Origin of the sequence: Corynebacterium jeikeium (assembly GCF_028609885.1) — a bacterium.
GTDB classification, from domain to species: domain Bacteria; phylum Actinomycetota; class Actinomycetes; order Mycobacteriales; family Mycobacteriaceae; genus Corynebacterium; species Corynebacterium jeikeium.
On sequence record NZ_CP063195.1, the window covers coordinates 731515 to 744146 of the forward strand.

Genomic DNA, 12632 nt, shown 5'->3' on the forward strand with positions numbered 1-12632 from the left:
ACCCGGGCGCAGGAATGCCCGAAGGGGCGGGCGTGGCGCCTGAAGAGATGGAAGTGCCGGAGGAATACCGTGCCCCCGAAGGCTTCCGCTCCGGGTTTGTCAGCTTCGTCGGCCGCCCAAACACCGGCAAGTCCACTCTGACGAACGCGCTGGTGGGGGAGAAGATCGCCATCACCGCCGACCAGCCGGAGACCACCCGCCACCCGATCCGTGGCATTGTCCACCGCGAGGACGCCCAGATCATTTTGGTGGACACCCCCGGCCTGCACCGCCCGCGCACTTTGCTCGGCGAGCGCCTGAACGAGGTAGTTAAAGAGACGTACTCGGATGTGGACGTCATCGCCATGTGCGTACCCGCAGACGAGAAGATTGGCCCGGGGGATCGCTGGATTGTGGACGCCGTTCGTTCCGTCGCACCGAAGACCCCGCTGATCGGTGTGGTGACCAAGTTGGACAAGGTTTCCAAGGATCAAGTCGGCGCGCAACTCCTGGCGCTGCACGAACTGCTGGACGGGGCGGACGTGGTGCCGGTTTCTTCCACCAAGCAGGTACAGCTGGATGTGCTGCTGGATGTGCTGCGCGACCAGCTGCCGGAGGGGCCGAAGTTCTACCCGGACGACCACGTGACTGATGACGACCGCGATACCCGCATGGCGGAGCTGATCCGCGAAGCTGCGCTGGAAGGGTTGCACGAAGAATTGCCGCACTCTGTGGCCGTGCAGATCGAAGAGGTCGTGCCGAACCCGCAACGCGAGGGCGTGCTGGACGTGCACGCGGTGATTTTTGTGGAGCGCGAAGGGCAGAAAGCAATTCTGCGAGGCAAGGACGGTCGGCGCCTGTCGCGCATCGTCCACCGCTCGCGGCTGGAAATCGTGAAGATGCTGGACCAGAACATCTACCTGGACGTGCACATTAAGGTGGCGAAGAACTGGCAGTCGGATCCGAAGCAGTTGGGGCGGATGGGGTTCTAGGGGTACTTCCCCTGTGCGCGGAAGCGAAGTGCGATACGTTGGTTTAGACCTTGATTTTGAACATTCGTGGCGCACACCGCGCCCCCTAACCAGGCGCATGGCTTGCGTCGCTAAGAAAGGCTACTAGTGACAACCCCGTCTAACCCCTACGGTTCCGATGATTCCGGCAAGCACTCGGCGGACGGCGCTGGCTATGGCGCCGGCGACAACGGTGGCTTGAACAACGGTTTCGGCCCGGATCAAACCCCGGATCAAACCCAGGACTATTCCCAGGGCTTCGGCCAGTATGGCCAGGATCCGTACGGTCAGCAGGGCCAGTACTCTCAGCCAGGCGCTTATGGCCAGCAGGATCCCTTTGCTCAGCAGAACCAGCCGCAGGGCGCAGCCGACTTCCAGGCTTACCCGAACCAGCAGATGGCGAACTCGACGGGCGCTGATAACGACGGTTTCTTTTCTGCCCTGTTCGACTTCAGCTTCACCCGCTACGTCACCCCGTCCGTGGTGAAGGTGCTGTACATCCTGTTGATGATCGTTGTTGGCCTGTTTGTTCTGCTGGGCATCATTGCCCTGTTGGCAGCGATGGCGCAGGACGCTTCCGCAATCCTCCTGGCGCTCATCGGCATCCCACTGGTGCTCCTCGGCGCCGTTGCATGGCTGGCGTTCTACCGCGTTGGTCTGGAGGTCGCTGTGTCCATCATCCGCACTGCGCAGTCGGTGCAGTCCATCGACGAGCGACAGGCGCGTACTTCGACCAACGGGAGCTAGCCGATGGGAAACGAATCTTTTCTTTCTGGGCTATTCGACGTTAGTTTTCAGAAGTACACGACCCGCTCATTTCTGCGGGTGCTGTACATCATCGCCATGGTTGTGATCGGACTGTACCTGCTGTTCTCTTTGATCGGAACCTGGACCGGCAGTTCTATCCTTGACTTCTCCGCATATAGTGATAGCACCGTTCAAGGTGAGAATAAGTACGAGTTCTCCATGGGCGGTGGGGATTCCGTTGGAGGCAAGTTGATTTCCTCCGTGGTCTCGATCTTCCAGGCCATCGTCAACCTGGCGACTGTTCGTATCGTCTTGGAGGTTTTCGTGGCTCTGACCAACACGGCCGCCGCTTGGGCCCGTATTAAGCAGCGAGGCATGTCCGCTTAGCCTGGCTTAGTCCAAGCTGGTCTACGCCCGAGCACTTTTGGGCAAGCGCTATACTTGCTGCCTATGAGTAGAAGGTCTCGTCCCAGCTTTCGGGACGAGGCCTTTGTGCTTCGCACCTACAAGTTGGGCGAGGCCGACCTGATTCTCGTCCTGCTCACCAAGGACAACGGCCTGATCCGCGCCGTAGCCAAGGGTATCCGCAAGACCCGTTCCCGTTTCGGTGCTCGCCTCGACCGATTTTCCTGCGTTGACGTGCAGATTTACCCCGGCCGTTCCCTCGCTAACGTCACCGATGCCGCCACTGTCGCTACATATGCTTCGCCCATCGTCGCCGATGTTGATCGCTTCTACGCGGGCGCGGCGATGTTGGAGATGGCCCAGGTTTTCGCCGCTGAGCCTTCGTCGGCGCGCTCGATCTTTTTTCTTCTGGACGCCGCACTCCAGCAGCTAGCCACCCAACTAACCACCCCAGCCCTCCCGCCGGTCAGCGTGGCCGACGAGTTCGTACTACATGGCCTGGAAGTCGCCGGCTGGGAGCCCAGCCTGGTCGACTGCGCACAGTGTGGCAAGCGCGGCCCCCACCGAGCATTCCACCCAGGGGCCGGGGGTGCGGTGTGCGTGACGTGCAGGCCTCCGGGTGCGTTCACGCCCCCTTCGGCGGCGGTACACGCCTTGTGGCTGCTGAAGAAGGGGCGTCACGAACAAGCAGCCCAAATACTGCGCGACGAGCAGGGGCAAGACATCGCGGCACAATCGCACCGCCTGCTGCTGGCCCACGTGCGGCAGCAGCTGGAAGTAGGCTGCCCGGCTTACGCAGCGCTATAGGGTCAATGGTGCGCGTGTGGCAATATAGTACGGGTGAGTAGCACTGAATATCCGCACGTGGACCGTTCCGAGATTCCGCCGGAGCTCCGCCCGAAGCACATTGCGCTGGTGATGGACGGCAACGGGCGCTGGGCTGAGGAACGCGGCATGGTCCGCACTGAGGGGCACCGCCGCGGCGAGGCTGTGCTGATGTCTTTGGTAGAGGAATGCATCGAGCTTGGGGTGGATTACCTCTCCGCCTATGCGTTCTCTACAGAAAACTGGCGCCGGTCGGCTGACGAGGTGCGCTTTTTGATGGGCTTCAACCGCGACGTGCTGCGTCGCCAGCGCGACTACCTGAACAGCCTCGGGGTGCGGATCCGCTGGGTGGGCCGCCGCCCGCGCCTGTGGCGCACCGTGATTGCAGAGCTGGAGCAGGCCGAGGAGCTGACGAAAAACAACACGACCATGACCTTGGGCATGTGCGTGAATTACGGTGGCCGGGCGGAGATCGCGGACGCGGCGCGCTGGATCGCCGAGGACGTGAAGGCCGGGAAGTTGAAGCCCCGGCAGGTGAACGAGAAGACGTTTGCACGTTACTTGGACGAGCCGGACATGCCGGACGTGGACCTGTTCCTGCGACCATCGGGCGAGATGCGAACCTCGAACTTCCTGCCGTGGCAATCCACCTACGCCGAAATGGTGTACCAGGATGTGCTGTTCCCGGATTACACGCCGAACCACCTGCGGGCAGCAGTGTTGGAATTTGCGAAGCGCGATAGGCGCTTTGGAGGGGTGAAGTGAACAGCGTGAACGGTGCGAACGAGGCGGATGCTGTCGAGCAGCCGCAGCCGACGAAGCGCCAAATCGCGCGCTGGCAGCAGTACCTGGCCAACGAGCGCGCTGAGGGCGCCGTGTACCGCGAGCTGGCGCGCAAGAAGACCGGTGAGGAACGCGCCATCCTCCTGGGACTTGCGGAGGCAGAGGCGCGCCACGAGGCCTATTGGAAGAACCGCCTGGGCGAATACGTGGGCCTGCCCCGCAAAGCCAGCCTCGATACCCGCATGAAGGCTTGGATGGCGCGACGCTTCGGGTCGGTGTTCGTGCTGGCTCTGATGCAATCATCGGAGCAGCGTAACGAATACATTTCGGATGCGGACGCCGCCGACCAGCTTGCTGCGGACGAGGCGATTCACGCCGAGGTTGTCCGTGGCTTGGCCGCGCGCGGGCGCGCCCGCATGTCTGGGGATTTCCGCGCGGCGATCTTCGGCGCGAACGATGGCCTGGTTTCAAACCTGGCGCTGGTGCTGGGCATGGTCGGCACGGGTGGATCCTCCCACCTGGTGCTGGTCACCGGTATCGCTGGCCTACTGGCCGGCGCGCTGTCGATGGCCGCGGGCGAGTACGTGTCCGTGACCTCGCAGAAGGAACTGCTGGGCGCGAATGCCCCGGATCCGAATGCTAGCCGTTCGCTACCGAACCTGGACGTGAACCAGAACGAGCTGGCACTGGTGTACCGCGCCCGCGGCATGAGCGAGCAGGAGGCTGCCGACCGAGCCCGCCGCGTTTTCGATTCCATCATCGAGACGAACCAGCCGGTGGGGGAGCAGGCCTTCGATGCAGAGAAGGTCGGCACTGTGTCCGCGCAGGGCGCCGGGGAGAGCATGGTGGAGCACGCGGCCCCCGAACACGAGGATGCCGGCTCTGGCTTGTCCGCCGCGATCTCCAGCTTCTTCTGCTTCGCGGTCGGCGCGTTAATCCCGGTGCTGCCGTACATCTTCGGCCTGTCGGGCTCCACCGCGGCGATTGTCTCCTGCGTGATGGTGGGCTTGGCCTTGATGTTTACCGGCTCTGTGGTGGGCCTTTTGTCTGGTGTGGGGCCGGGCCGACGCGCCTTGCGTCAATTAATCATTGGCTTCGGCGCAGCCGGGGCGACGTACCTGCTCGGGTCGCTGTTTAACGTCTAGTTCTAGATCTGAGCCCGCAGCTAGCTGTGGCTGGCTAGCTGGCGGACTTCTTCTGGCAGTCTCCACACAGGCCGAAGATCTCGGCGGTGTGGCCGGACTTTTGGTAGCCGAACTTCTTGGCGGTTTCCGCGGCCCAGTCCTCGACGGGGCCGCCGTCGATCTCCACGGTACGGCGGCAGGAAGTGCATACCAGGTGATGGTGGTGGTCGTCGGTCGCGCAGGCGCGATAGAGCGTTTCGCCAGAATCGTCGTAAAGCGTATCGATAGTGCCCGCTTCCGCCATCTGCTGCAGTGTCCGGTACACGGTGGTCAGACCAACCTTGTGGTCCTGGGCTACGAGCTTCTCGTGGATGTCTTGGGCACTACTGAACGTGGTGAGCCCCTCCAGCAGCTCCGCCACCGCGCGTCGTTGGCGGGTGTTGCGCTGGCCGATCTTGGGAAGTTTGTTGGTAGCTGGGTTGCTCACCGTGAGCTCGCTCCTTGTGCTTCTGGAAGTGTGCTTTGGACGTGCTTTAGACGTGCATTGAAAGCGCTCTAAAAGTGACTTAAATGTGGGTTGCGTGGCTAACTAATGCTGTTTTGCGGCAGATAACCTGCGGTAACTACCAACATTAGGACTCTTGCCGGTAATTTTCAATAAGTTTTCGATAAGTCCTCTAAGGCTGGCGCTAGTGCGCCACCCCAAGCCTTAAACGCCACAGCGGTGGGACGGAAAAATATGCCCAATTATTGTGCTCCGGACGCTTGACTTTCTAGAAACTCCCGGGCTAGATTTAAGGCAGTTCCCTTGGGAGTGTGCGTAATCCCCCCCCTCGCAGCTTCCAGCTAAAGGGAACAGGCCCCATTCTCTTTGTGAGGAAAGCGTGGCCGGGACCCGCGGTATTTACCCCCCCTAACCGCGGGTTCTTTTTTATCTTTAACCCTTTTTATGAGGGTTAAGTAAAGAAAAGTGGGTTAAGGGTCAAAATGTGTGTCTGGCTCGGCGTGTCGCGGGGGTTAGATTTGGCCTTTTTGAATGCCGATTGAGTGGGTGTAGTCGGTGTCGATAGCGTTGTCGTAGAGGGCTGGGCGTCCTGTTTCGTGGTCGGCTTGGTTCTCGGTTTGGGTCAGGGTGGATACTTTGGCGAGTTGGCCCTGGCCCCAGTCGGACTGCCTGGCGATTCGTACTGGATCGTCAGGCAGTTCCGTTTTTAAGTAGAGCCACCAATCCAGCATGCGGCGTTGTCGTTCGCCTGATCTGCCGCGGTGGGTTCTGGCGAGCAGTTTGAGCTGGGCGTTGATGCCGCCTTCTAAGCTGTTGGTGGTGGATTTGATCCGCTCGGGCGCAAGGACTCCTGCTGGCGGGTTGAGGTAGACAAACAGCATCTCGGACCGCCAAAGATGGTTGAGGCTGTTGTAGGCCTTGCGCACGTTGTGGTGGGTCCACACGCGGGTCCATGCACCTGTTTTGGGGTCTTTGATCATGGTTTTCTCGTTCATCCATTCCCGGTAGATCGTTGAAAACTCGTGCAGTTGCACACCCCACGCGGCGGCTTCATCCAGTGTGGTGATCCGGGTCAGTTTCAGCGCAAGTCGGTAGATGGTGCGCCCGGCATCGGTGCGTGGGTTGGTGGTGGTGTAGCGGCGGACCACGCGTTGGGCGTGGACGAGGCAGCGTTGAATTTTCGTAGTCGGCCAGCACTTTTTGATTGCGCTGTATGCGCCTTGGCCGCCGTCGATGACGGCGATGAGTGGGGCTTCGATGCGTTCAAGCAGCAGTTGGTAGTCGCGGGTGGTTTCGTGTTTGCACCAGTGCCAGGCGATCACGTGGTCGATGGTCGCCGCGACGATCAGGCAGCCACCGGCGGTGTAGGTGCCATCGAGAAATACCTGGTCGTAGATCCGCTTGTGGTGGCCGGCGGTGGGGTCAGGCACATCAACGAGCCAGCACCACTTGAAGCGCCGCTTCATGGTGGCGCGGCTAACACCGTTTCGTTTGGCTAGGTCGTCGAGTGATATTGCGGTGGTGCAATGCTCGATGAACTGGGTGAACACTGCCGCGTTGGTGATGTCGTTTCGACGTTTGACGCTGGAGGCGCCGCATTGTTTGCAGCGCCATCTGGTGGTGCCTTTGCTGGTGGTGCCGTTGCGTTTCATTTCACCGCCGCAGTGGCAGCGTGGTTGGTTCTTCGACATTGCGACACCACACCACGCCGCGCATAGCACATCACGGCTGCCACACCGAGGATTTCCCGTCGGGGGCTAGATATATGCTTCCGGAGCATATACTTTCCGGAAACCTACAGGTCAATCCGTGAAAATCCGCGATTCCGGACACACTTTTTGACCCTTAACCCAAAATTTGCTAGATTTTCCAGAATGATCCCACCGCCGCGCAGAATGAAGACGTACAGCTGGTTCGTCCCGCCCGTCCCACCAGCGGACGATCCGGCGCGGCTCCACCCAGCACGCTGGAGCAGCGGGAACCGCGTGGTCAGGGACATGGTAGGCGCATACCCGGGCGTGCTAGTGCTGCACATTCTGAGCTACCTCATCGGCTCCGGCATCGCCGCGTTTGTGCCGGTGGTGGTGGGCATGATCGTGGACGGCCTGGTGGGGGAAGAAAAGTTCAACGCATGGTGGCTCTTCGCAGTATTGGTCGGCATCTTCATCATCCAATTCATCGGCGAGGAAACCGGCGACGGCCTGGCCACAGCCTCGGTGCGCCGCGTGACCCACAACGCGCAGCAGCACCTGTCCTCGGGCGTGCTGCGCCACGGGGCAGGGGCGATGAGCCCCGGCACGGTGCTCAACACCATCGACGCGGACGCGAACACCGTCGGTCGATACCGCGAGCTGCTGTCGTTTCCGCTCATGGCCATCGGCTACGCGGTCGGCGCGATGGTGGCGATGTGGTCGGTCTCCCCGTGGATCTCGCTCGCGATCCCGGCGAGCGCGCTGATCATCGCCCTGTTCGCCGCGTGGACCGCGGGGCCGGTGACGCGGGTGTCGCTGAAGCGTCGCGCCGCGGAGGCGGATGTGGCTGGCTTGGCCACGGATGCGTCGCAAGGCATCCGCACCGTCAAAGGCCTCGGCGCGGGTGCAACCGTGGCAACACGTTTTCACGCCGAAACGGCGAAGGCGAAGCGCTTGATGCTCACGCACCTGCGTGTGGAGGTGTGGCTCGGTTTCGCCAGGTTTTGCGTGGCGTGGCTGTGCAACCTTGGCATCGTGGGCTTGAGCGCGTGGATGACGCTGCGCGGGGAGATCACCCCGGGGCAGCTGACATCCGTGGCACTGTTGGTGCCGCCTGTGTTGGACATGGCGGGCTTCGCGTTCGGCGACCTGGCCAGCGGGTGGGGCAGGGCCGTGGCGAGCGGTCAACGCATCGAGCAGCTGCACCACGCGGGCGATGACGCGGCGGGGCCTGAGCCGACAGACACCCCGGTCCCAGGCGCGGGTCTGTGGATTCTCGAGCCGGCGGAGCGTTCCTACGCCACCGCCGCCGCGTGGGCGCAGCGCGCAGACGTGCTGTTCCCGCCGCACACCGTCAACGTGTTTGAGGGCACCATCGCAGACAACGTGAACCCGCGCGGGGATGTGCCGGAGGACGTCGTCAAGCAGGCGCTCGCCGCCGCCCACTGCCAAGACATCCTCCGCAGGCTCGGCGGCATAGACGCAGGCGGCGAGTTGCCGGACGCACCGCTGGGCGAGGCCGGCCTGAATCTCTCCGGCGGGCAGCGGCAGCGCGTCGCGCTTGCTAGGGCGCTCGCCGCCGACTCGGACGTGCTCATCCTGGACGACCCGACCACTGGCCTCGATTCCGTGACACAGGCGGACGTCGTGGCAGCCGTCGCCGCGCTCAGAGCAGACAAAACCACCGTGGTCATCACCGGAAACGCCGCGTGGCAGCACGCTGGAACCGAATTGGAGGTGGCGTAAATGGCGCGCGAATACGAACGCACTGACGCGGTCGCCCCCGCGAGCGTGAAGGAGACCTTCGCGTACCTGTCTGCGCTACCCAACGCTCTGGACAAGCGCTGGTGGGCGGGTTTGCTGATCATCCAGGCGCTGATTGTCGCTGTCTACACCACGCAGTCGAACCTGTTCGGCCGTAGCGTCGACCCGCTCACCGGCGGATCAGTGCCACTGCTGGGAACCGGCACCCGCGCCTTCGTTTTGACCGTCGGCCTGGCGTTGGCCTGCATGCTCGTCGAGATGTTCTTGCGGGCGCTGGGCAATTATGTGGTGGGCCAGAAAGTCGCCCGCGCGTCCATCGACCTGCGCCGCCGCTGCCTCGACGCGATCCTGCGCGCACCAGTGCCGCGGGTGATGGAGCTCGGCACCGGCAACGTCATCACACGCATGACCAAGGACATCGACGACGTCGTCCAAACCATCACCGCCATCGGCTCGCGCGTGCTCACCACCGTGTTCGTCTTCCCGATCACGTTCATCGGGCTTTTGCTTATCGACGTCCGCTTCGCCCTGATCCTGCTTCTGATCTGCATATGCACCTACCCGTTTGCCCGCGCGGTGGTGCGCGCCATCCCCGGCGCGTCCAATGCGGTGAGCGTGGCGGAAGCACGTCGCAACGCAGTGTTGCTGGACACCGTCCGGGGCCTGCCCACGCTGCGCGCTTTCGACTTGGAGCGCTGGGCGTTGGCCCGGATGCGGCGGACCTCCTGGGGTGCGGTGGAAGCTGAGATGGACCGCGTGCCCTGGTTCACCCGCCTCATGGGAATCGGCCAGGTCGCCTTCGCCGCGTGGGTGCTGCTCACGCTTGGCGTCGGCGCGTGGCTCGCGACGGCCGGTGCCATCAGCCCGGGCCAGGCGAGTGCCGCCGTGTTCATGGTCTTCCGCGCCGAGGTCACGGTGTTCAACGCCCTGTTCTTCGTCGGCGAGCTGCAGAGCGCGGCCACCGCAGTGGGCCGCGCGGTGAGCCTGGCTAAGCTTGCGGACGGTCGCGACGCCACGGCCGTACCGGCGGACCTGACCGAGCCTGTGAATGTGGAAGTCGAGCACGTCTCGTTCGCGTACCCAGACGGCGCCAACGTGCTGGACAACCTCACCGTCACGCTCGAGGCAGGAACAACTACCGCACTGGTGGGCACCTCGGGTGCCGGCAAATCAACGCTCGCCGCGCTCATTGCGGGGCTGGTGGAGCCCACGTCTGGGTGCATCCGGGTAGGCGCAGTAGATACCTCGCAGGTCAGCGACACCTGGACCGCCAAGAACGTCACCCTGCTCACCCAGGACGTCCACCTGTTCGCCGGCACCCTGCGCGAGGACCTCTCGATGGCTGCGCAGGGCGCGACCGACGCGGACCTGCTGCGTGCGCTGGCAAGCGTCGGAATTGATCCGGAAGGCACCCAGTTCGCGCGCCTGTTCCCGAAAGGACTGGACACCGCCGTCGGCGCGGGCGCGGAGGACCTACCCCCGGAGGTGGAGCAACAGCTCGCACTCGCGCGCGTGGCGCTGTCGGGCCCGAAGGTGCTCATCCTGGACGAGGCCACGGCGGAAGCCGGCAGCGATGCCACCAACGCGCTGGAAGACGCCGCCGCGAGGATTACCGCGGACACCACGGCGCTGGTGGTGGCGCACCGCCTAGACCAGGCGGCGGCCGCGGACCGGATCCTGGTCATGGACGCCGGGCGCATCATCGAGGACGGCACCCACGCTGAGCTCGTCGCCGAGGGCGGGAGATATGCGCAACTGTTCGCCGCATGGAGTGGCGGCGGTCACTAGCTCTCCGGTAGGAATGGGGACATGACTGCTAACTATGTTTCCGACCGTTTCCCCGGCCCCGACCCGTACGCCCCGCTTGCGGACGTGCCGTCCTTCGACATCGCCTCCGAGGACATCGTCGACGGCGAGCGCCTCGCCGATACGCTGGCCGGCGACAACGCCACCAGCCCGCAGCTGTCCTGGTCCGGCGCCCCGGAGGGCACCAAGACGTACGCTGTGACCTGCTTCGACCCGGACGCGCCGACCGCCTCTGGCTTTTGGCACTGGTCCGCGTTCAACATCCCGGCTGACGTCACCGAGCTGCCCGCCGGCGCGGGCGCGAAGGACGACCTCGGGGTTGGCGCGGTGGTGCTCACCGGCGACAGCGGCGTGCAGGGATACTACGGCGCCAACCCGCCGGCCGGCCACGGCCCGCACCGCTACCTGTACGCCGTCCACGCGGTGGACACGGAGTTGCCCGCGGACGAGATTGCCAACCCCACCCAGCTCGGCTTCAACCTGAACTTCCACTCGCTGGGCCGGGCAATCATCTGGGGCTGGTACGAAAACCAGTAAGATTCGCCGAATGGTTCCAGTGCAACTCCGCGTCGGCGGCGCGTTCATGGGCATCGCACTCGTGCTCGTGCTCTACGCCGTGCTGGCGCTGCTTCGAGGCGACGCCGCGTTCCCCGTCACCCCGCAGGTGCTCTCCGTCATCGCGGCGGTGGCCATCGTCGGCGCCTTCGCCACCTACAACACCAAGCAGCAAGGCTCGCGCACCCAGGTGGGCTCGCTGCTCGCGGCCGTGGTGCTCATCGGGCTCGGCTTCATCGCGCCGGACACTGAGCTGATGGCCACCACGCCGTTCTGGCTGATCGGCTGGGCGCTCGCCGCCGGACTCTGCGCGGTTGTGCTGCGCCGCAGCGCAGCCGGTCACGCTTAGAGCGCTTTCCACTCCAGCCCGCTGCCCACGGCCTGCTCAATCGAGTCCAGGCCGTGGGCTTTGATCTGCGCGGCGATCCCGCGGTGGATGCCGCGGATCCAGCCCAGCCCGCCGTAGATGAACGGCGTGTAGCCCTGCAGCAGGCTCGCGCCCGCGGCGATGCGCTCCCACGCCTGCTCGGGCGTGGAGATGCCGCCGACGCTGACGAGCACCAGCTTGTCGCCCACGCGCTCGTTCAGGCGCTTGAGCACCTCGAGCGAGCGCTTCTCCAACGGGGCTCCGCTGATCCCGCCCGCGCCCATCTTCTCCACCTTGGCAGCGGGCGTTTTCAGACCGTCGCGGGAAATGGTGGTGTTGGTGGCCACGATGCCGGCCAGGCCCAGCTCGACGGCGAGGTCGGCGACGGCGTCGATGTCGTCGTCGGAAAGGTCCGGCGCGATCTTCACCAGCACCGGGGTGGTGGTGGTGGACTTCTTCACCACCTCCAGGATCGGGCGGAGTTCCTCCACCGCCTGCAGGTCGCGCAGACCCGGCGTGTTGGGGGATGAGACGTTGACCACCAGGTAGTCCGCAAGCTGGCCCAGAAGCGTCGAGGTGGCGCGGTAGTCCGCCACGGCATCTTCGGAGGTCTTGTTCTTGCCGATGTTGATGCCCACCACGTCGCGGGAGCGCCGCGCGCGGAGGTTGTCGGCGACCACGAGCGCGCCCTTGTTGTTGAAGCCCATGCGGTTCAAAATCGCCTTGTCCTCCGGCAGGCGGAACAGACGCGGCGTGGGGTTGCCCGGCTGGGACTTCGGGGTCACGGTGCCCATCTCGGCGTAGCCGAAGCCGATCGCGCCCCAGGAGTCGATCGCCTCGGCGTTCTTGTCAAAGCCGGCCGCCAGCCCCAGCGGGGCGGGAAAATCCACGCCGAAAACAGTTTGGTGCAGCACCGGGTCGTGCACGCGCACGGCCTTTTCCATCACGCGGTTGACCGGGGTGACCAAGTGCAGCGTCTGCAACGCGCCGCTGATGATGCCGTGGATGCGCTCCGGCGGCAGCAGGAACATGAGCTTGAGTGCGCGGTCGTAGAGCGTCATGGGTTTTCTC

Annotated in this window: 13 protein-coding genes; 10 read left to right on the top strand and 3 right to left on the bottom strand. The window is 64.0% G+C overall.

Annotated elements, in window-relative coordinates; translation table 11 throughout:
* The first annotated feature begins 14 nt into the window (after positions 1-14).
* From era to CJEIK_RS03200, 6 genes are all read left to right on the top strand, one after another.
* Positions 15-971: a GTPase Era gene (gene era, locus CJEIK_RS03175; RefSeq protein ID WP_172457316.1), complete on the top strand. Its 957-nt coding sequence runs from the start codon at positions 15-17 to the stop codon at positions 969-971.
* A 126-nt stretch (positions 972-1097) separates the two neighbouring features.
* Positions 1098-1736 (top strand): DUF4282 domain-containing protein, encoded by a 639-nt coding sequence (locus tag CJEIK_RS03180; RefSeq protein WP_005296346.1) that lies wholly within the window; start codon positions 1098-1100, stop codon positions 1734-1736.
* Positions 1737-1739: 3 nt separating this feature from the next.
* Complete coding sequence (locus tag CJEIK_RS03185; RefSeq protein WP_005296343.1) at positions 1740-2123, top strand: DUF4282 domain-containing protein; 384 nt, start codon at positions 1740-1742, stop codon at positions 2121-2123.
* A 63-nt stretch (positions 2124-2186) separates the two neighbouring features.
* Complete coding sequence (gene recO / locus CJEIK_RS03190; RefSeq protein ID WP_005296341.1) at positions 2187-2948, top strand: DNA repair protein RecO; 762 nt, start codon at positions 2187-2189, stop codon at positions 2946-2948.
* 111 nt (positions 2949-3059) lie between these two features.
* Positions 3060-3731, top strand: coding sequence for an isoprenyl transferase (locus tag CJEIK_RS03195; RefSeq protein ID WP_231913436.1), 672 nt, complete (start codon positions 3060-3062; stop codon positions 3729-3731).
* On the top strand, positions 3728-4894 hold the full coding sequence (locus tag CJEIK_RS03200; RefSeq protein WP_005296334.1) for a VIT1/CCC1 transporter family protein: 1167 nt from the start codon (positions 3728-3730) through the stop codon (positions 4892-4894). The genes CJEIK_RS03195 and CJEIK_RS03200 overlap by 4 nt, the downstream gene beginning before the upstream one ends.
* 34 nt (positions 4895-4928) lie before the next feature.
* On the opposite strand, the gene CJEIK_RS03205 is transcribed toward CJEIK_RS03200, so the two are convergent.
* Positions 4929-5360, bottom strand: coding sequence for a Fur family transcriptional regulator (locus CJEIK_RS03205; protein WP_034965242.1), 432 nt, complete (start codon positions 5358-5360; stop codon positions 4929-4931).
* Positions 5361-5890: 530 nt separating this feature from the next.
* Positions 5891-7069, bottom strand: a complete 1179-nt coding sequence (locus tag CJEIK_RS03210) for an IS256-like element IS1249 family transposase (RefSeq protein WP_005323424.1) — start codon at positions 7067-7069, stop codon at positions 5891-5893.
* A gap of 183 nt (positions 7070-7252) precedes the next feature.
* Here CJEIK_RS03210 and tetA point away from each other — a divergent pair, with 183 nt between their 5' ends.
* From tetA to CJEIK_RS03230, 4 genes are read left to right on the top strand one after another with little or no spacing between them, the layout of a single operon-like run.
* Positions 7253-8815: a tetracycline efflux ABC transporter TetAB subunit A gene (gene tetA, locus CJEIK_RS03215; protein WP_345908514.1), complete on the top strand. Its 1563-nt coding sequence runs from the start codon at positions 7253-7255 to the stop codon at positions 8813-8815.
* The gene (locus CJEIK_RS03220; RefSeq protein WP_005296326.1) at positions 8816-10621 is read left to right on the top strand and encodes an ABC transporter ATP-binding protein; all 1806 of its coding nucleotides are present in this window, start codon (positions 8816-8818) and stop codon (positions 10619-10621) included.
* Positions 10622-10642: 21 nt separating this feature from the next.
* Complete coding sequence (locus CJEIK_RS03225; RefSeq protein WP_005296323.1) at positions 10643-11176, top strand: YbhB/YbcL family Raf kinase inhibitor-like protein; 534 nt, start codon at positions 10643-10645, stop codon at positions 11174-11176.
* Between the two features lie 10 nt (positions 11177-11186).
* Positions 11187-11543 (top strand): hypothetical protein, encoded by a 357-nt coding sequence (locus tag CJEIK_RS03230; RefSeq protein ID WP_005296320.1) that lies wholly within the window; start codon positions 11187-11189, stop codon positions 11541-11543.
* On the opposite strand, the gene CJEIK_RS03235 is transcribed toward CJEIK_RS03230, so the two are convergent.
* Entirely contained in the window at positions 11540-12622 is a 1083-nt protein-coding gene (locus tag CJEIK_RS03235) for a quinone-dependent dihydroorotate dehydrogenase (protein WP_005296318.1), read from the bottom strand. The two genes, CJEIK_RS03230 and CJEIK_RS03235, sit on opposite strands and share 4 nt — an antisense overlap.
* Between the last annotated feature and the right edge of the window lie 10 nt (positions 12623-12632).